The organism is Azospirillum brasilense, assembly GCF_001315015.1.
Classification (GTDB): Bacteria; Pseudomonadota; Alphaproteobacteria; order Azospirillales; family Azospirillaceae; genus Azospirillum; species Azospirillum brasilense.
Genome location: NZ_CP012915.1, coordinates 225,265 through 244,256 on the forward strand (window position 1 = coordinate 225,265; position 18,992 = coordinate 244,256).

The 18,992-nt window shown below is 68.3% G+C and carries 13 protein-coding genes; 9 read left to right on the forward strand and 4 right to left on the reverse strand.

The window, feature by feature from the left end; genetic code table 11:
• The first annotated feature begins 96 nt into the window (after positions 1-96).
• On the forward strand, positions 97-1,371 hold the full coding sequence (locus AMK58_RS14800; RefSeq protein WP_035677190.1) for an ABC transporter substrate-binding protein: 1,275 nt from the start codon (positions 97-99) through the stop codon (positions 1,369-1,371).
• Between the two features lie 210 nt (positions 1,372-1,581).
• Here AMK58_RS14800 and AMK58_RS14805 read toward each other — a convergent pair whose 3' ends face one another.
• Positions 1,582-3,387: a tetratricopeptide repeat protein gene (locus AMK58_RS14805; protein ID WP_059399127.1), complete on the reverse strand. Its 1,806-nt coding sequence runs from the start codon at positions 3,385-3,387 to the stop codon at positions 1,582-1,584.
• A 95-nt stretch (positions 3,388-3,482) separates the two neighbouring features.
• On the opposite strand from AMK58_RS14805, the gene AMK58_RS14810 reads away from it, so the two are divergent.
• The 8 genes from AMK58_RS14810 (at position 3,483) to AMK58_RS14845 (ending at position 11,815) form a co-directional block, all read left to right on the forward strand.
• Positions 3,483-4,394: a L,D-transpeptidase gene (locus AMK58_RS14810; protein ID WP_236778266.1), complete on the forward strand. Its 912-nt coding sequence runs from the start codon at positions 3,483-3,485 to the stop codon at positions 4,392-4,394.
• A 119-nt stretch (positions 4,395-4,513) separates the two neighbouring features.
• On the forward strand, positions 4,514-5,383 hold the full coding sequence (locus AMK58_RS14815) for a branched-chain amino acid ABC transporter permease (RefSeq protein ID WP_059399409.1): 870 nt from the start codon (positions 4,514-4,516) through the stop codon (positions 5,381-5,383).
• The gene (locus AMK58_RS14820; protein ID WP_035677175.1) at positions 5,380-6,369 is read left to right on the forward strand and encodes a branched-chain amino acid ABC transporter permease; all 990 of its coding nucleotides are present in this window, start codon (positions 5,380-5,382) and stop codon (positions 6,367-6,369) included. The genes AMK58_RS14815 and AMK58_RS14820 overlap by 4 nt, the downstream gene beginning before the upstream one ends.
• A complete protein-coding gene (locus AMK58_RS14825; protein ID WP_035677172.1) occupies positions 6,369-7,094 on the forward strand; it encodes an ABC transporter ATP-binding protein in 726 nt (241 codons plus the stop codon). The genes AMK58_RS14820 and AMK58_RS14825 overlap by 1 nt, the downstream gene beginning before the upstream one ends.
• Positions 7,095-7,247: 153 nt before the next feature.
• The gene (locus AMK58_RS14830) at positions 7,248-8,960 is read left to right on the forward strand and encodes a methyl-accepting chemotaxis protein (protein WP_059399129.1); all 1,713 of its coding nucleotides are present in this window, start codon (positions 7,248-7,250) and stop codon (positions 8,958-8,960) included.
• 121 nt (positions 8,961-9,081) lie between these two features.
• The gene (lptF, locus tag AMK58_RS14835) at positions 9,082-10,203 is read left to right on the forward strand and encodes an LPS export ABC transporter permease LptF (protein WP_035677169.1); all 1,122 of its coding nucleotides are present in this window, start codon (positions 9,082-9,084) and stop codon (positions 10,201-10,203) included.
• Positions 10,204-10,220: 17 nt separating this feature from the next.
• Positions 10,221-11,234, forward strand: coding sequence for a glycosyltransferase family 9 protein (locus AMK58_RS14840; RefSeq protein WP_079285258.1), 1,014 nt, complete (start codon positions 10,221-10,223; stop codon positions 11,232-11,234).
• A gap of 92 nt (positions 11,235-11,326) precedes the next feature.
• A complete protein-coding gene (locus tag AMK58_RS14845; protein ID WP_035671649.1) occupies positions 11,327-11,815 on the forward strand; it encodes a flagellar biosynthesis regulator FlaF in 489 nt (162 codons plus the stop codon).
• A gap of 103 nt (positions 11,816-11,918) precedes the next feature.
• Here AMK58_RS14845 and AMK58_RS14850 read toward each other — a convergent pair whose 3' ends face one another.
• The 3 genes from AMK58_RS14850 to AMK58_RS14860 all read right to left on the reverse strand — a co-directional run bounded on the left by AMK58_RS14850 (position 11,919) and on the right by AMK58_RS14860 (position 18,916).
• Entirely contained in the window at positions 11,919-13,985 is a 2,067-nt protein-coding gene (locus AMK58_RS14850; RefSeq protein ID WP_035671652.1) for a hypothetical protein, read from the reverse strand.
• Positions 13,982-15,388: a flagellar hook-associated protein FlgK gene (gene flgK, locus AMK58_RS14855; RefSeq protein ID WP_035671656.1), complete on the reverse strand. Its 1,407-nt coding sequence runs from the start codon at positions 15,386-15,388 to the stop codon at positions 13,982-13,984. The genes AMK58_RS14850 and flgK overlap by 4 nt, the downstream gene beginning before the upstream one ends.
• A gap of 78 nt (positions 15,389-15,466) precedes the next feature.
• Positions 15,467-18,916, reverse strand: coding sequence for a flagellar hook-basal body complex protein (locus AMK58_RS14860; protein ID WP_051140105.1), 3,450 nt, complete (start codon positions 18,914-18,916; stop codon positions 15,467-15,469).
• Positions 18,917-18,992: the final 76 nt, after the last annotated feature.

Consider the following 18,992-nt stretch of genomic DNA (forward strand, 5'->3'; position numbering starts at 1 on the left):
TCCGTGTGTCGCCTTCCGGTGGATTCCACTTTGACACAAAGGCATTTGCGGGGAAATCATCCGCTCCGGGACCACGCCTCAGGGAAACACCCGATAATGAACGATCATCGCATCAGCAAGAATGGGTCCACGGGAGGACTCACCCGCCGTCAGTTCGGCACCGCCGCGGCCTCGGTCGCTCTCTCGGCCGGCGCGCTCGCCGCCTTCGGCCGGGCGCCGGCCTTCGCGCAGGGCACCGCGCTGAAGGTGGGCGTGCTGCTGCCCCGCTCCGGCCTGCTCGCCCAGGCGGGCCAAGCCTGCCAGCGCGGCGCCGAGATCGCGCCGGCCATCCTCGGCGAACTCGGCTACAAGGTCGAGATCCTGTCCGCCGACACCGAATCGAACGTGGACGTCGCCCGCTCGCGCGCCGAGAAGCTGATCAACGACGGCGCCAACGTCATCGTCGGCGCCTTCGACAGCGGCCAGACCGCCGCCGCCGCCCAGGTCTGCGAGCAGCGCGGCGTGCCCCTGGTGATGAACATCGCCGCCGCCGACCGCCTGACCGAGCAGGGCTACAAGACCGTCTTCCGCAACTTCCCGACCTCGACCATGCTGGTCAGCAACGGGCTGGCGCTGATGAAGGACCTGTTCGCGGTCAGCGGCGTCACCCCGAAGACGGCGGTGTTCCTGCACGCCAACGACACCTTCGGTATGGCGAACAAGCAGGCGATGGACGCTTTGTTCCCGAAGCTGGACATGCCCTTCGGCATCGTCGACAGCATCTCCTACGACCCGAAGGCGCAGGATCTCGCGGTCGAGGTGGCCAAGGCCAAGGCGACGGGCGCCGAACTCGCGATCGTCACCACCCGCGCCAACGACGCCATCATGCTGGTGCGCGAGATGGTCAAGCAGCGCTGGGAGCCCAAGGGCATCGTCTCCCCCGGCTCGCCCGGCCTGTATGACGAGCAGTTCTACAAGGTGCTGGGCAAGTACGCCGACTACGCCATCACCAACCTGCCCTGGTACGACCCCAAGGCGGAGCTGACCAAGCGCGTCGAGGCGGCCTTCAAGAAGCAGTATCCAAACGACCGCTTCGAGGGCTACGCCTTCAACGTCGCCTTCACGCTGGAGGCCATCCTGGTCGCCGCCGACGCCTTCAAGCGCGCCGGCACGGCGGAGCCCGCCACCCTGCTGGAGGCGCTGCGCCAGACCAACCTGAAGGACAAGATGATGGTCGGCCCGGCCATCACCTTCGACGAGAAGGGGCAGAACACCCAGCTCGTCTCCGCCTGCCTGCAGAACCGCAACCTGCGCCCGACCGTGGTCCTGCCCAAGGACTCCGCGGAGATGGATCCGGTGTTCCCGATGCCGGGCTGGGGCAAGCGCGCCTGAGCAATTCCATCCTCAAATCCCCTCTCCCCCCTGGGGAGAGGGTTAGGGTGAGGGGGTTGCGCTTGTGCCGGACGTACCGTCGCGCGCAACCCCCTCACCGCCCGCTCCGCGGGCACCCTCTCCCCAGAGGGGAGAGGGCTATTAGGACCCACTGCTGTTGTTAAGATAGAAGGGGGGAACGCGGCCGGCCGGGGCCGCGTCCCCTTTCCCTTATGCCGTCTGGGCTTCGAGCGCGTAGGCCAGCAGCCGTTCCACCGATGCGCGGCGGTCGCCGGACGCGGCGAAGCGGGCGCGGGCCTCGGCGGACTGCCGGTCACGGAAGGCCGCGTCGCCGGCCAGGGCGGCGGCGCGCTCCAGATAGGCCGCGTCGTCGGCCACGGTGAAGGCCGGCCCGGCCACATTCGCCACGTCGCCCGCCGCGACCGTCACCACAGGAACCCCGTCGGCCAGCGCGAAAGCCGCGCTGCCGCCGCCGCCCTGGCGGCGCGGGTTCAGATAGGCGGTGGCGAGGCGGTGCAGCGCCCGCACGTCATCCACGTCACCCAACGTGTGGACGCGGTCCGCGTTGCGCAGGGCGGCGATCCGCTGCGGCAGCGTCTCCACGCCGCCGGCAACGGCGATCCGGGCCTCCGGCAGGCGGTCGAGCAGCGAATCGGCCAGCGCCAGGAAGTCCGGTCCGGCCTCCTGGTCCAGGCGGTTGCCGACCACGAGGAAGAGCGGCCCCCCATCCGGCCCGGCTTCGGGAATGCCGAAATCGGCACGGCTGCGCTCCGCCCCCACGGGCGGCAGGGTCCAGCCGAAGGAGAAGGGACGGAAACGCTCCGCCATGTCCGCCGGCCAGCCTTGGGTGGTGTCGGCCTCGCCGTAACCCAGCACCAGCCGGGCCATCGACAGCGGCAGGCCGGAGGACGTCGGCAGGCAGATGACGGGGCGCGCGCCGGAGAACAGGTCGGCCACCACGTTGGACCCGCCGAAGCCGACGATGACGTCGGGATCGAAGCCGTCCACGTAGTCGATGATGGCGTTCACCTTCTCCTCGTCGAAGCGCTTCTGCGGGAAGGACATCATGCGGACCCGCGCGCCGAAAGCGGCGATGACCTGCTCCCCGTCATACTCCTCGGTGATGTTGTAGGAATATTCGGGGACAAAGCCGTTCTCGCCGGTGATCGCCATGGCGTTCGGGTTGATGATGACCACCTCGCGTCCGAACTCGTCCTGCAGGCGGCGGGCGAAGTCGAAGGCGTCCGCCGTCGGCTGGTGGCCGGCGCCGAGCATCTGGTTGGTGATCAGGGCGATCCGCTTGACCTCGCCGCGCGGCATGGCGCGCTTCATGCGGCGGCGCAGGTGGTAGCGGAGCGACGTCTCGTCCACCATCAGGCGGTAGTAATCGGTGAAATTCCCGGTGTGGAAGGCGCCGGCATCGCCGTGCCGCGCCGCACCCTGGAACAGCTGCATCGCCATGCCCCAGAAGGCGTAATGGATCGACGGCACGGTGAAGCGCATCGGATCTTCCAGGACGGCGTCCGTCAGCGCCGCGTAATGGGCGACGTCGCCGTCGAGCAGGAACAGCAGCGAATGGCGCCGCATCACGTCGCCCATGGCATATCCCGCATCGACCTCCTTGGCCGCGGCGCGGCGGGTCTCATCGTCGTAGCGGCGGATCAGCCCGGCCAGCGCGCTGACGTTGCCCCAGCCTTCGCCCTCGTTGGTCAGCAGGGTCAGGGCGCGGGCGAAGCTCACCGCCGCGTCGCGGGATTGGCCGGTGGCGTGCAGGGCGTGGCCGAGATTGGCGTGCAGCAGGGGGGAGGTCGGGTCGCCGGCCACCGCCTGCCCGATCAGGTCCACCGCCTCCGCCGGACGCCCGCCTTGCAGCCCGATGACGCCAAGCAGGTGCAGCGCGTCCGGATGGCCGGGCGACGCCGCCAGCACCTCGCGGTACAGGCGTTCCGCTTCCGTGGTGCGGCCGGCGCGGTGGTGTTCGGTCGCAACGGCCAGCGTCTGTTCGATGGTGTCCATGGTCGGCGTTCCTGCTGCTTGGTCCCTGACGGCATGTTTACGCGCTTTTAGGGCGGATGCGCTGAACTTTTCCCATGCAGCGCACCGCGACATTCTTGTGGCATCTTGTCCCGACGGCAACCCTGGCGATTGCACTCGCGCTCGTTTCGCCCGGTGACGTCCGCGCGCAGGACACCGCCACCACCACCGAAACCACTTCGACGCGGCAAATCGTCATCAGCCTGAGCGAGCGTCGGCTTCATCTGCTGGAGGAGGGGCGCCAGCCGCGTTCCTTCCCGGTCGCCATCGGGCGGCCCGGCGTGGCGATTCCGCTGGGGGACAGCCAAGTCCTGCGCAAGCGGCGCAACCCGACCTGGCGCCCCACCGCCAACCAGCGCCGGGAAAATCCGGCGCTGCCGGCATCGGTGCCGCCGGGGCCGTCCAACCCGTTGGGCAGGTTCGCCCTCGACCTCGGCTGGACGGCCATTGCCATTCACGGCACCAACGAGCCCAGTTCGGTGGGCCGGCGGGCCAGCGGCGGCTGCTTTCGCATGCTGCCCGCCGACATCGCCACCCTGTTCGAGGCCGTGCCGGTCGGAACCCCCGTCCGAGTCGTCTCCGGGCCGGCCGCCGTTCCTCCGTCGGAACCCGCGGTCGCTGTCGCGGTGGCGGGGGCGGTTTCCGCCCCGCCGCCAAAGGTTGCGCCGCCGCTTCCCATCGTGCCGGATCCGCGTTGCGCCACGGCCGGCGCGCCGCTGCGCCGGATGATCTGCACGGTGCCGGACCTGGCCGCGTTGGACGGACGCGCGCGCGGGCTGCACCAGCGCCACCTCGCCGCCCTGCCGGCGGAGCGCCGCGACGCCGCGGCCTACGCGCTGCTTCAGGAGGAGCGCCGCTTCGACGACCGCATCACCGCCCGCTGCTGGGTCCGCCGCGGGATGGAAGAGAATCCGGCGGTCGCCACCGCCGCGGTCGCCTGCCTGAGCGATGCTCTGACGGTGCGGCTGGAGGAGGCGAAGCGCCGCTGATCGTCGCCTGACCCGCACAGGAAACTTGCCACGACTACAAAGGACTGCTACGCCGCTCAGGCTTGGCCATCCGGGGGCTCCGTTGGCCGTTCCGGGGCTCCGCCAAGGGCGAATCGCGCATGCCGTTTGACTATTATCTGAACATCGCCGCGTCGGGCCTGCTGACCGGACTGGTCTACGGGCTGGCGGCGCTCGGCCTGTCGGTCATCTTCGGCGTCGTGCGCGTGGTCAACTTCGCGCATGGCGAGATGATGGTCGCCGGCATGTACGGCGCCGTGCTGCTGGCCAGCCTGCTCGGGCTCGACCCGATCCTGGCGGCGCCCATCGTGGCGGCGGTGCTGTTCGCCTTCGGCTGGGTGCTGCAGCGCGGGCTGGTCAACCGCTTCGTGGAGCGGCCGGAGCACATGCAGTTCATCCTGCTGCTGGGCATCGCGACGATCATCCTGAACGCGATGCTGATGCTGTTCGGGCCGGATTCGCGCAACGTCATGGTGCCCTACAGCTTCGACACCGTGGAGATCGGGCCGCTGCTGCTCGACGCGGTGCGGCTGCGCGCCGGGGCCGGGGCGATCGTGGTGACGGTGGCGCTGTTCGCCTTCTTCCGCTTCAGCCGCACCGGCAAGGCCATCCGCGCCTGCGCCGACAACCCGCTGGGCGCCCGCGTCGTCGGGCTGAACATCGACGGGCTCTACGCGCTGACCTTCGGCATCGGCGCCGCGGTGGTGGGCATCGCCGGGGCGCTGATGACGCTGCTGGTCGATTCCCGGCCCCAGCTCGCGCCGGAATACACGCTGCTGAGCTTCATCATCGTCATCGTCGGCGGGCTGGGCAGCCTGCCGGGCGCCCTGCTGGGCGGCATGCTGATCGGCTTTTCGGAGGCGATGGCCGGCTTCCTGCTGGACCCCTCGCTCAAATCCCTCTTCAGCTATGGTGTGCTGATCGTGGTGTTGCTGCTGCGCCCGCAGGGCCTGTTGGGGAAACGGTCGTGACGGGGCGCGGGATCGTCCTTCTGGCGCTGTGCGGCGCGCTGCTGCTGGCCGCGCCGATGATCGCCGACCGCTACGTCCTGTCGGTGCTGACCACGGTGCTGTGGTTCGCCTATGTCGGGCAGGCGTGGAACGTGATGATGGGCTTCTCCGGCCTGCTGTCGCTGGGCCACGCGCTCTATGTCGGGCTGGGGGCCTACGCCAGCGCGGCGCTGTTCGTGCATTTCGGGATCGGCCCCTGGGCGGGCATGTGGGTGGCCATGCTGGCGGCGACGGCGGCGGGCTGCTTCATCGGCTTCCTGGGCTTCCGCTTCGGCGTGCGCGGCGTGCATTTCGCGCTGCTGACCATCGCCTTCGCCGAGGTCGCGCGCATCGGCTTCGACCATCTGCAGTGGTTCGGCGGCTCGGGCGGCTTCTTCATCCCGGTGGCGGGCGACGCCGGCAACGACCTGCTGAACCTGCGCGGCTCGCCGGAGCTGTTCTACTACGTGATCCTGGCGCTGGTGCTGGCCGCGCTGGCCCTGTCGCGGGTGCTGCTGCACAGCCGCCTCGGCTACCAGTGGCTGGCCGTGCGCGAGGAGCCGGAGGCGGCGGAGGCGGTCGGCGTCGACCTGTTCCGCGCCCGCATCGCGGCGGTGGCCGTGTCCTCCGCCCTGACGGCGCTGGGCGGCGTGTTCCAGGCCTTCTACTTCAACAATCTGTTCCCGGAGCAGGTCTTCTCCATGGGCCGTTCCATCGAGATCATCCTGCCGGCCATCGTCGGTGGCATCGGCACGCTGATCGGGCCGATCCTCGGCGCCTTCATCCTGACCCCGCTGGGCGAGCTTCTGACCTTCCTGATCGAGGCGACCGGCTTCGACCTGCCGGGCCTGAAGCAGCTGTTCTACGGGGTGGCGCTGGTGGTGATCGTCGTCTACCGCCCGGATGGGGTGTGGCCGTGGCTGGCCGCCCGGCTGGGTCTCGTCCGCCGTCCCGGGGAGGACGCGTGATGGCCGGGCTTCTGGAGGTCGAGGGCCTGTCCAAGCGGTTCCGCGGGCTGAAGGCCGTCTCCAACGTCAGCTTCTCCGTGCCGGAGGGCCGGATCGTCGCGCTGATCGGGCCGAACGGCGCCGGCAAGACGACCACCTTCAACCTGATCGCCGGGGTCTTCCCGCCCGACGAGGGGCGGGTGCATCTGAAGGGCGCGCCGATCACCGGACTGAAGCCCAACCGCATCTGCGCCGCGGGGATCGGACGGACCTTCCAGATCGTCAAGCCCTTCGGGCAACTGTCGGTCGAGGAGAACGTGGTCGTCGGCGCGCTGGCCCGCGAACGGTCGGTCGCGGCGGCGCGCGACCACGCCCGGACGGTGCTCGACCGGCTGGGGCTGGCCGACCAGGCCGCGCGCCCGGCGCGCAGCCTGACCCTGCCGGACCGCAAGCGGCTGGAGGTCGCCCGCGCGCTTGCCACCCGCCCGATCCTGCTGCTGCTGGACGAGGTGCTGGCCGGCTTGCGCCCGACCGAGGTCGACCGCATGGTCGAGGTGCTGCGCGACCTGAACCGGCGCGAGGGCATGACGATCCTGATGATCGAGCATGTGATGCGCGCCGTGATGGCCCTGTCCGACCAGGTGGTCGTGCTGGATCATGGGGAGAAGATCGCCGACGGATTGCCCGCGGAAGTTGTGGCGAATCCCAAGGTGATCGAATCGTACCTGGGCGCCGAGGATATTTGACCGGCCAACGGCAACAGGTGACCTCAACGCCGGAAACTCTCCATTAATGTTTGTTGGGCCATCATTCGTTCCCAGATAAGGGCAACGGCCGACACAGCAACGTCCGGTCGAAAAAATGAAGCGTCCGAAAAGGGTGCTGCACGGGAGGAACGAATGAAGGCACTCGGCAATCTGCGGATTGGCCAGCGGTTGTCCATCGGCTTCGCCGCGGTGATCGCGGTGCTGGTGGTGACGGTCGGCACCGGCCTGCTCCTGACCGACAACGGGAAGACGCTCAACCGTCTGGTGGCCGATGTCCGCATGCCGACGGCGCTGGCCGGGCAGGGCATCGTCGCGGCGGTCACCGCGACCAACGCGGCCATGCAGGGCTACCTGCTGACCAACCGCGAGGATCTGAAGCAGGAGCGCAATGTTGCGTGGGATCGCATCGACGCCTTGCGCAAGGAGCTGGACGGGCTGTCGGGTCGCTGGTCCGATCCGCAGGTCCAGGCCACCTGGGACGCGGTGAAGCCGCTGCTCGACCATTTGCGCCGCGATCAGGACATGGCCGAATCGCTGGGCACCATCGGCGATCAGCTGGGGGCGCTGAACTCGCTGAACGACGACGCCATCCCCCGGGCCAACCAGGTCATGAGCCTTCTGGTCGGCGACGCCCGGTCGAACGACTCCAGCGGCCTGATCCCGCGCCAGCGCGCCCGGCTGCAGGCGGATACGGAGGAGATGATCCAGGGCGCCGACCGTCTGGTGATGGTGCAGGCGGTTCTGCTGACCCTGGCGCTGCTGATCGCGGCGGCTGCGGTTCTGCTGACCTCGCGCTCCATCGTGCGGCCGCTCGGCGCCATGACCGAGGCGATGCGGCGGCTGGCCGACGGCGACTCCGCGACCCCTGTGCCGGCCGCCGGGCGGGGCGACGAGATCGGGCAGATGGCCAAGGCCGTCCTGGTGTTCAAGGACAACATGATCGCGGCGCGGCAGGCGGCTGAACGCGAGCACGCGGAGCAGGACGTCCGCGCCCGTCGCGCCCGCGCCATCGAGGAGCTGACCGGCCGCTTCGACCGCGAGGCGGCGGCCGTGCTCGGCTCCGTCTCCGCCGCCGCGGTGCAGATGAAGGCGACGGCCAGCCAACTCGCTGCCACCGCGGAGCAGACCACCCGCCAGTCGGTGACCGTGGCCGGCGCGTCGGAGCAGGCCAGCGCCAACGTCCAGACCGTCGCCACCGCGACCGAGGAGTTGGCCGCCTCGGTGCAGGAGATCGGGCGGCAGGTCGCCAGCAGCACGGCCATCGCCGACGAGGCGGTGCACAAGGCCGAGCGTGCCGACCAGGCGATGCGCAGCCTCGCCACCGCCTCGGCGGAGATCGTCGCGGTGATCGACCTCATCACCCAGGTGGCCTCCCAGACCCGGCTGCTGGCGTTGAACGCCACCATCGAGGCGGCGCGCGCCGGCGAGATGGGCAAGGGCTTCGCCGTCGTGGCGGCGGAGGTCAAGGCGCTGGCCGACCAGACCACCCGCGCCACCGACGAGATCGCCGCGAAGATCGTTTCCGTCCGCAGCGAGACCGAGGGGGCGGTGGCCTCGATCGGCGACGTGATGGGCACCATCGGGAGAATCAGCGAGGTCGCCTCGACCATCGCCGCGGCGGTGGAGCAGCAGCAGGCGGCGACGCGGGAGATCGCCCGCAACATCCAGCAGGCCGCCGCCGGCACGCAGGACGTGACGTCCAACATCGCCGACGTGAACCGGGCGGCCAGCGAGACCGGCAGCGCCGCCCGCAACGTCCTGGAGGCCGCCGGATCGCTGTCCGATCAGGCGGATGGGTTGCGCAGCAAGGTGGAGGTGTTCCTGTCGGCGGTGCGCACGGCCTGATGTGGCGAGGGGAGCCTTGCGGGGCAAAAGTTCGGCGGGCCGGGCCTCCGACCAGATCAGCACTTGACCCGGACGCCCGAGCCCGTCAGCTTCTCGCCGGGCTCCCCCGTGACGCATGCACATGAACCGACTGCAACGCTATCTCTTCCGCAATCTTCTGATCGCCCTTCTCTATTCCACGGCCGGCCTGACCCTGACGATCTGGCTGAGCCAGTCCCTGCGGCTGATCGAGATGGTGGTGGAGGCCGGGGCGCCGATGCGGGTGTTCCTGTGGCTTCTCATCCTGACGGTGCCGACCTTCCTCGGCATCGTGCTGCCGCTGGCCCTGGTCGGGGCGGTGCTGTTCACCTACAACCGGCTGGCGACCGACAGCGAGCTGGTGGTGATGCGCGCTGCCGGCGTCGGCCCCTTCGCCCTGGCCGCGCCGGCGATGCTGCTGGCCTTCGGCGTGACGGTGGTCGTCTACGTGCTGAACCTGTGGCTGACACCCGCCGCCCATCAGGAACTGGTGCGCATGGAATACGCCGTGCGCAGCGACTATTCGCAGCTGTTCCTGCGCGAGGGCGTGTTCAACGAGGTGGGCGACCGCTTCAGCGTGTTCGTGCGTGAGCGCGACAGCGAGGCCAATCTGCACAACGTCATCATCCATGACGGGCGCGTTCCGGAAAAGCCGGTGACGATCATGGGCGAGCGGGCGGTGATGCTGACCGGGTCGGAGGGCGCGCGCTTCGTCGTCTACAACGGCAACCGGCAGGAGCTGGACCGAAAGACCAACCGGCTGTCCCAGCTGTTCTTCGAACGCTACGCGGTGGATCTGAAGGTGCTGAGCAGCGCCAGCGGCGAACGCTATCCGGACGCCCGCGAACGCTCCACCGACGAGTTGCTGCACCCGCCGCCCCAGATGGCGGCGGACCCGAAGATGATGCGGGACCTGCTGGCGGAGCTGCATCATCGCCTGTCCTCGCCGCTGCTGGCGCTGGCCTACACCATGGTGGCGCTGGCTTGCCTGCTGTCGGGCGAGTTCAACCGGCGCGGCCAGTCGGTGCGCGTGACCACCGCGGTGCTGGTGGTGATGGCGATCCAGTCCGCCGTCCTCGGCCTGTCCAGCCTCGCCGCCAAGGTGACCGTGCTGGTGCCGCTGATGTATGTGCTGCCGGTGGCCGCTCTGGCGCCGGCGGCCTGGATTCTGTCGCGCAACCTGCGGCGGCGCGTGCCGCCCGGCGGCGAAGCGGCGGCGGGCTGAGGGAGGCGGGCCGGCTCTTGCGCATCCTGTTCATCACCTCCAACCGGCTGGGCGACGCTGTCCTTTCCACCGGCCTGCTGGCCCATCTGAGCGAACGGTATCCGGACGCCGCGCTGACCATAGCCTGCGGTCCCCTGCCGGCACCGCTGTTCCGTTCCGTACCAGGGTTGGAGCGGCTGATCCCCATGCCGAAGCGGGCCTGGGCGCGGCATTGGGTCGATCTGTGGCGGGCCTGCGTCGGCACGCGCTGGGATCTGGTGGTCGATCTGCGCAACTCCGCGGTCGGCCGTCTCGTGCTGGCGAAGCGCCGGTTCTTCCACGCCCGCGCCCCGCATCTCCACAAGGTGGAGGAGATCGGGCGAGTGCTGGGCCTGTCCCCGCCGCCGTCCCCCCGCCTGTGGATCGACGCGGTGGCCGAGGCCGAGGCCGACCGGCTGCTGCCCGGCGGCGCGGAGCCGTTCCTGGCGATCGGCCCGACCGCGAACTGGACCGGCAAGGAGTGGCCGGCGGACCGCTTCGCCGCGCTTGCCGCGCGGCTGACCGGTCCCGGCGGCCGGCTGTCCGGCCGGCGCGTCGCCGTGCTGGCCGCTGGGCCGGAGCGGGGACGTGCCCGGCCGGTTCTGGACGCGCTGGGCGAACGGGCCATCGACCTGACCGGGCGCACCGATCCGATGGCTGCTGCGGCCTGCGTGCGCCGGGCGGCGCTCTATGTCGGCAACGATTCCGGGCTGATGCACATCGCCGCCGCCGCCGGTACGCCGACCGTCGGGCTGTTCGGGCCGGGCTTTCCCGAAACCTACGGTCCGTGGGGCATGGCGGCGCGCACTGTGATCAGCCGGGTTCCGCGATCCGAGCTTCTGGCCCGTCAGAAGGCCGATCCGCAGGCCAACGGCCTGATGGATGGAATATCGGTGGAAGCGGTCGAACAGGCGGCGGATGAACTGCTCGGGCCTGCAGCGCCGGGACCTGTAATGCCACAACCCCGTGAAGTCGTGACAAATCCTTGCAAATCACCGGAAGCAGGTCCCTAAAGTTGACAAGGATTGAAGGATCGCTGACAATCCTTTTGGTCCGGACCTGATTCAGCATAGCTCTGTCCGGCGGCCTGTCCCGAGGGTTTGGAATGAAGCCGACACCGACATACGCGAACAAGCCGACCTCCGACAATCCCCGCGATGTCGAGGCCTGGGCTTTGGCGGAGGCGTCGCGACGCCTGATCGATGCCGGGCGCAGCCCTGTGAACGAGGAGGCGCTCTGCGCCGCCCTGCAATTGAACCAGCGCCTGTGGACGATCTTCCAGGCCGCGATGACCGAAGAGGATTGCGGCCACCCGCCGGAGGTGCGGACCAACATCGCCGCCCTGTCGCTGCTGGTCGACCGTGAGACGGTCGCCCGGCTGGTCGACCTGGATGTGTCGAAGCTGGAAACGCTCATCAGCATCAACCGTTCAGTGGCCAGCGGCCTGACGGCCCGCCCAGAATCGTCCGCCCAGGGTCAGGCTGCGCCGGCTCCGCAGATGGCGGCGCGGCCTCCCATGGCGCCGCAAATGGCCCCGCCGGCGTCTGCTCCGGACGGGCAGCCCCCGCGCCAGTCGTTGCGGATCTCGATCTGAGATCCACGCGCATCATAAGAAAAACCGGCGCCCTTCGGGGCGCCGGTTTTTTATTTGGCGACCGTTCCCTCCCCGCTGCGCAGGGGAGGGAGCCGTTGCCCCGTCAGCTGATGTAGTTGAGCAGCGACAGCTTCTGGCGCTGGCCGGCGACCGTGTAGGCGGCCTCCAGGGCGTTCATGGAGGTGCGCAGGCGGGCCGCCACCTCGGTTTCGTCGATGCCCTCGATGCCGGCGATGCGCTCGACCACCGTGGCCGACGCGGTGCTGTGGGCGGTCTTCTTCTCCTCCAGCGTGGCGAGATCGGACGCCACCTTGGAGTGGACCGAGCGCACCTCGTCCTTGGCCTGGGCCATCAACTCCCGCGACTTGGTGATGTACTCCTCGTACTTGCCGGGGTTGGACGCGGCGACGTGGGCCATGCGGAAGGCGGCGACCAGCTTCTGGAAGGCGCGGTCGTCGCTGGTGACGCCGTAGGTCAGCGTCTGGCCGTCGTCGATGGTGACCGCGGCCTTGTCCCACGCCTTGCTGTTCTTCCGGTTCGACATGTATTCCGAATCGTAGAAGGGCAGGTCCGGCGGGTCCACATAGGGCAGGTCGGTCAGCGCGTCGGCCTGCGAGGGCAGGGTGGCGACCGAGATGGTGTTGTCGATCTGGCCGTTGACCGCCCGCACCGAGGTGGTGAACTGCTGCACGCGCGACGGATGGTTGGGGTCCATCGTGCTGTTGCTGGTCAACTGGATGGTCGATCCGTTGCCGGCGGGGTCGATAGTCACCGGCGGCACGGGGCTCGTCTTGGTGAACTCGGCGCGCAGCATGTCGGCCACCTTCGACACGTCGGTGACGCCGTTGTTGAAGTCCTTCTCGGTGACCGTATAGCGCACCGTGTATTGCTGGTAGGGCGGCAGATCCTCCGGCTCGTCCGGATGGTCCGCGTAGTATTTCCGGTTGAAGGGGTCGTCCGGGTCGCCGACGGTGACGTTGATCTCGTAGGTGTCACCGATGTCCACGCCGTCGCCGGTCAGGGCGAAGCTGTCGATCTGCTTCAGCCCGGTGCCGGCGGGCGCCGGCAGGGTGGCCGCCTGGGTGGTGGTCGGCGCCGTCATCGAATTGTCGATGCTCATGGAGTTCTGGACGCGCGCCTGCACGTCGAATTTCCGGCTGGGGTCTTCGCTGATCAGCGAGATGACGCCGTTGGCGGCGGCGGCGATGATCGGCAGCTTAGGGTTGGCCGACTGGATCAGGCTGTTCAGCGTGTTGGCGACGAAGGTGACGGTCTTCGGATCGCCCGGCTGGACCTGATAGCCGAAGGGCTTGCCGTCGATCGACACCTCGAAGTAGTCGTCTTTGTTGACCATCGACCCGTTCAGCGTCACGCGGGTGGATTGCGGCTGGGCCAGCAGGTCGCCGACCGGCTCGGTGCCGTAGCGCGAGCCGGCGAACAGGTAGCGGTCGCCGAACTGCTCGTTCAGGAGCTGCTGGATGTCGCGCAGCGCGCCCTCGACCCGGTCGCGCATGTCGTTGGCCTGCGGCCAGCTCACGTTGAAGGTGCTGCTCGACGCCGCGGTGAGCTGGTCGAAGCTGAGGTTCAGGACCGCGCCTCCGCCGGGGCCGCCATCGATCTTGAAGTTGTAGCCGCCGCCGTCGCTGGGGGGCACGGTCTTGAGATTGATGGTGCGGGTGGTCTTGCCGCCCAGCCCGTCGGTCACCGTCACGTCGAACGACCCGTTGACGCCGTCCTTCGACGGGGTGGAGGTCACGGTGTAGCGGGCGTTTTGCGTGAAGGTGGACTTGTCGCCGTTGATCGTCAGCTTCAGCGCGTCGGGGTTGCTGTTGAAGGCGGAGGTGACGGTGGCCGGGCCGGGCTGGAACGGCATCAGGTTGCTGCTCTGCCAGTCCGTGGCGAGCTTCTCCAGGCTGTTCAGCACCGTGTCGGTCGCCTTCACGCGCGGCGACGCGGTGTTGATGTTCTGGACGTAGGCCTCGCGCTGGACCAACTCGGCCCGCAGGGCCAGCAGCTTCTGCGTCTCGGCGCCATAGGCGTTCAGGTCGGTGGACTTCTTGCCGGTGGTCAATTGCTCCGAGAGCGTGTCCACCTTGTTCTGGCCGTTGGTCAGGTTGCGAACCAGGCCAAGATACTTGGCATAGCTGCTGACTTGGGTGATGGAGCTCATCGGACGATCGCCTCCAGCGCGTCAAACATCGTGTTGGCCACTTGCATGACCCGTGCCGACGCGGCGTAGGAGGTCTGGAGCTGCTGCAGATTGGCGATTTCCTCGTCGATGTTGACGCCGGTCGTCGCGTGGTAGCGCTCCTCCAGGATCTGGCGGGAGTCCTTGTCCAGCGAGCCTTTGTCCATCGCGGTCTTGGCCGCGGACATCCAGCCGCCGGTGATGTTGCTGGTGATGGAGCTGAAGGACGCGCCCTCCAGCTTCAGCCCGTCGGCCTGGAAGCTGCGGCCCGTCGCGGCGAGCGCCGTCACCACGTCCTTGACGGCCGCGCTCTTCAGCTTCTTCGTGTTGTTCAGCAGGTTCTCGTTCACATGGATGGTGAAGCGGTCGTTGCCCATGAAGAACTGCGTGCCTTCCTCGCCCGGCACCGTCTTGGCCTGGTCGTAGGCGTCGCGGAAGCTGGTGGGCTCGCCGGGCTTGGTCGAACCGGTGAACATCTGCGCGTAGGTGTCGAGCTGCGAACGCAGCTTGCGGATCACCTCGGTGGTCGGGTCGGCGCTGGCCGCCTGCGGCGGGTTGGCGGTCGAGCCGTCGGCGCGCAGGTTCATCAGCGCGGCGACCTTTCCCTCCTTCAGGTGCTGGTTGACGTTGGTGACTTGATTGCCCACCGTCAGGTTGATATTGCCGCCCTCGTAGGAAAGATTTGCCGCCTGGCTGTCGACCAGCGCCAGCCCCGTGGGGGTGAAGACGGCGATGCGGCCGTCCGGGCGGGCCATCGTGCGCACGCCGACATAGGTGCTCAGCTCGCGGATCAGCCCGTCGCGCTTGTCGGCCACCTCGTTGCCGGCCGAACCGTAGCCCTGCAGCGACACGATGTTGTTGTTGATGCTTTCGATTTCCTTCAGCAGCCGGTTCACCTCGCCGACCGACTGGCTGAGGTCGCCCTGGATTTCCCGGTCCATGTCCTCCACGCCCTGGGACACGCGATTGATCTCGCGCGCGAAGGTGTCGGCGGCCTGGATCAGCTGGTACTGCGCGACCTCGCTTTCCGGAGAGGTCTCCACCGCTTTCCAGGCGGTCTGGAAGGCTTCGGCGTATTCGTTCAACTGCGGCTTGCCGCTGGTCGTGCGCAGCAGGTCGCCCAGCTGCTGCATGTAGGACGATTTGGTGGCCGAGGAGCCCTCGCGCGCGGTCAGGTCCTGCACCTGGCTGAGCAGGGCGGAGTCGACCTCGCGGCGGTACTGGGAGGTGAGAACGAACCCGTTGGAATCCAGCACGTTCGACACGGTGTGCCGGGTGCGGGTGGGATCGTCGGCGCGGGCGACGTTGTCCGAGACCAGCTTCACCTGGGCCTGGACCGCACGGAGGCTGGCCGTCGCGCTGCCGAGGGCGCCGAAGAGGGACATGGTCGTTGGACCTTTCGTCTGCGGGATAGGCCGGGCTGGGCGCGGATCGGGCGCCCGCCCGCGTGGTCAGGACCGCGCTTAGCGCTTCAGCCCGAGGACTTCCTGAAGCATCTCGTCGGAGGTCGTGACGATCTTGGTGTTGGCGGAGTAGGTGCGCTGGGTGACGATCAGCTTGGTGAACTCGTCCGCGATGTCCACGTTGGAGGATTCCACGCTGTTCGCGACCACCGCGCCGGCCCCGTTGGTGTCGGGATCGTTGAAGTTCGGTCGGCCGCCGTCGTCCGTCTCGATGTAGACGCCGCCCGCCTCGCGCTGCAGGGCGTTGGGGTTGTTGAAGGTGACCACCGGGATGCGGCCGATGGTGCGGCTGCGGCCGTTGTCGTAGTTCACGATCACGTCGCCGTTGTCGCCGTAGACCACCTCCTTGTACTGGCCGCGCGAGGCGCCGTCCTGCACCAGCTCGCGCACGTTGATCTCGCTGCCGGCGAATTGGGTGACGCCGCCCGACTTGCCGATCTGGCCGAGGTTCAGCGTGATCTGCTGCGGGCCGAAGCCGTAATCCACCGTGAAGGTCACGTTGGCATCCGCCCCCAGCCCCTGGTTGGCGGAGGTCACCGCCGTGCCGGTGCCGACCTTGGCCGTGCTGACGCTGGTGATGGTGCCGACGTTGCCGGGATCGGTGCCGAAGTTCAGCAGGACGTGCGCGGGGGTGGTGCCGGCCTGGGCGGCGGTTTCCAGCGTGAACTGGTCGGCCACCGTGCCGCTCGCCGACTTGGCGACGAGCTTGAGCACGCTGCCTTCCGCGCTGGCGGTCACCGGCAGGGAGGTGTTCTTGTTCACCAGATTGGCGAGGCTGGCCGCGATGGTCTCCATCGAGGTCTCCTCACCCGTCGTCCGGTAGGTGATCGGCGAGCCGTTGACGATGACCGTGTATTCGGCGTCCTTGTCGCCCGGCGTGCCGGTCAGCGTCACCGATTCCGACTGCCGCACACCCGCCACGTTGGAGGTGGTGGTCGAGGCGGTCAGCGTGCCGGAACTGCCGGTGGCGTTCTGGATGCTGGCCTTTGCCTCGAACTTGCCGGTGGTCGAGGTGTTGTGGGTGAGGGTCAGCCGGCCGCCGGTCGAGGTGGCGACGACGTTCAGGTTGGCGGCGTTGACCCGGTTGGCCAGCTCCTGCAGGACGCCGTTGATGTCCTGGAAGTTGCCGTAGTTGGACTTGTCCACCTGCACCGAGATCGGAGTACCGTCGATCGACACCGAATAGACGTCGCCGACGTCGATCTGCGTCTGCGGGTAGGAGAACTCCTGGCGCTGGCCGCGGGATTCCGTTGGCGCACTGATCGTCGGTCCGGTCACCTGGTTGTTGGAGGCCGCGCCCGAGGTGTATTCCTGGTCGATCTTGAAGGGCGTGCCGGGGTTGCGGGCGGTGACCTGCAATTGGGAATTCACGACCGACGCGATGACCGGCGCCTGCGGCCGGGCCGAGTTGATCTGGGCCGCCAGCGCGTTGGCGATGCCGCCGTAGGTCCCCATGGTCAGGATGTTGTCGGCGGTGACCGAGACCGCATAGGGCACGCCGTCCACCCGCACGGTGTAGCTGTCGCCCACCCGCACGTTGTCGGTGGCGGTGATGTCCAGCTTGTTGCCGCTGACGTTCAGGTTCGTGCCGTTGGTCGTGCCGGTCAGGACCAGAGCGCCGGCGGCGTTGCGCGTGGCGTTCACCGCCAGTCCGGCGTCGTTGATCTTCGTCACCAGATCGTCGACGACGCCTTCCATGTCATTCAGCGTGTTGATATTCGAGTAGGTGACGGTCGTCTTGAACTCGACCCCCGCCACGTTGACGACGTACTGGTCCGGCACCTTCAAGCTTGCCGCCGTCGGAAAAGTGAGCTGGGTAATCTCGGGCGCGCCGCCGGGGTCTGCGACGGGGAGCTGGATGGGCGTCCGTGTGGCGCCTGTGTAGGCTACCGGGGTGGAGGCGATGATATCGTTCTTGCGGCTGTCGGCGTTGGTCACGCCGTAGGAGGTCGTGAAGGTCGGCGTTCCGGCCGTGCCATCCAGTATGAGCTGATTGGGCGTACTACCGGCCGGGGCGCCGGCCGAGCCGCCGATTATGGCGGTGACGCCCAGTGACGGAACGGCGTGGTTGATCTGGTATTGCAGATCGTCGACCACGCCATTGATGTCCACCAGCGTGCCGATGGTGGCCGAGGTGACGCGCGTCTTGAATTCCCTGCCCGCCACGGTGATGCGGAATTCGTCGCCGACGTCGATGGCGCCGCTGCCGCCGCCGGTGGAGAAGGTGAAGGTGCTGCGCTGCTCGGTTCCGCTGGCCGAGCCGGTCAGGTTGGTCGAAGGGCCGCTGACAGTGTTGAGTTGCGGCGTGGTGTTGGATGAGGGGTTGCCCTTGACCTCGACTGGGGTGCCGTCCGGCATCTTCACCAGGATCCGGCGTGGGTCCTTGCTGTCGATCTCGGCGGTGTAGGGTGTCGTCGCGTTGATCTGGCTGGCCAGTGCGTTCGCCACGTCCGTGAAGTTCGAGAAATTCGCGATGTTGCCGGCAGTCACTGTGACCGTTACGGGAACAGCGCTGCCGTTGATGGTCAGGCTGTAGGTGTCGCCGACCCGGATGTTGTCCTGGAACGTGCCGTCCGGATAGTAGTTGGTGCGGCCGCCGACCGTGACCGACGAGGACGGGACGGAGGTCGTGCCGTTGACCAGCACTTGGCTCACCTGCGCCACTGGGGTCACGCCGGACACCTGACTGCCCGCCGCCATTGAGGCGGCACCGCCGGTGAAGGAACCGGCGACCGGCTGGGTCGAGCTGCCCGGCGCCTCGATGCCCAGGCGCCACGCGTTGGCGGCGTCCTGGCGCCAGTTGAACTGGATGGTCCGGGCGTTGCCCTGGGTGTCGTAGACCTGGATGCTGGAGGACGGGATCGGCACGCCCGGCGTCGGAGTGGCCGGCAGGTTGGCGCCCAGCGTGATGCTGTTGGTCGATTGCGGCTTGTCGGTCAGGGTGTTGACCTGGAGCGGCTGCACCACGTCCTTCTTCAGCTGGCCGGTCACGTCGTCGACGATCCAGCCGTTCAGCGCGAAGCCGGCGCTGTTCACCAGATAGCGGTTCTTGTCCAGCTCGAAGTCGCCGACGCGGGTGTAGTAGACGTTGTCGGCGTTCAGCGTGCCGGTCTGGGTCTGCACCGTCTCGCCCTGCTGGCCGGGGCCGGTCAGGCCGCGGCTGAGCTTGGACACGCTGAAGAAGCCCTGGCCCTGGATGGCGGCGTTGGTCGGGCTCTGCACCTGGGTCAGGTTGCCCTGGATGTTGTTCATGAAGACCGGCGCCGCCGTCACGCCGCCCGGCGCGTGCAACCGCTCGTTGGACTGGAGCACCAGCGTCTCGAAGGCGGTGTTGACCCGCTTGTAGCCGACCGTCGAGGCGTTGGCGATGTTGTCAGAGATGTGACCGAGGGCCTTCGACTGCGCGCTCAGGCCGAGGACGGCGGTGGTCATCGAACCGAAGATGCTCATGGCCAGGGATCTCCACGCGGAAAGGGCAGAATTCGTTGCCATTCGGGTAAGCAAGGACGATGCCAACTGCGCGGCC

Coding starts and splice junctions, on each gene's coding strand:
- AMK58_RS14800 (WP_035677190.1), top strand. CDS start 97: ATGAACGATCATCGCATCAGCAAGAATGGGTCCACGGGAGGACTCACC.
- AMK58_RS14805 (WP_059399127.1), bottom strand. CDS start 3,387: ATGGACACCATCGAACAGACGCTGGCCGTTGCGACCGAACACCACCGC.
- AMK58_RS14815 (WP_059399409.1), top strand. CDS start 4,514: ATGCCGTTTGACTATTATCTGAACATCGCCGCGTCGGGCCTGCTGACC.
- AMK58_RS14825 (WP_035677172.1), top strand. CDS start 6,369: ATGGCCGGGCTTCTGGAGGTCGAGGGCCTGTCCAAGCGGTTCCGCGGG.
- AMK58_RS14830 (WP_059399129.1), top strand. CDS start 7,248: ATGAAGGCACTCGGCAATCTGCGGATTGGCCAGCGGTTGTCCATCGGC.
- lptF (WP_035677169.1), top strand. CDS start 9,082: ATGAACCGACTGCAACGCTATCTCTTCCGCAATCTTCTGATCGCCCTT.
- AMK58_RS14845 (WP_035671649.1), top strand. CDS start 11,327: ATGAAGCCGACACCGACATACGCGAACAAGCCGACCTCCGACAATCCC.
- AMK58_RS14850 (WP_035671652.1), bottom strand. CDS start 13,985: ATGAGCTCCATCACCCAAGTCAGCAGCTATGCCAAGTATCTTGGCCTG.
- flgK (WP_035671656.1), bottom strand. CDS start 15,388: ATGTCCCTCTTCGGCGCCCTCGGCAGCGCGACGGCCAGCCTCCGTGCG.
- AMK58_RS14860 (WP_051140105.1), bottom strand. CDS start 18,916: ATGAGCATCTTCGGTTCGATGACCACCGCCGTCCTCGGCCTGAGCGCG.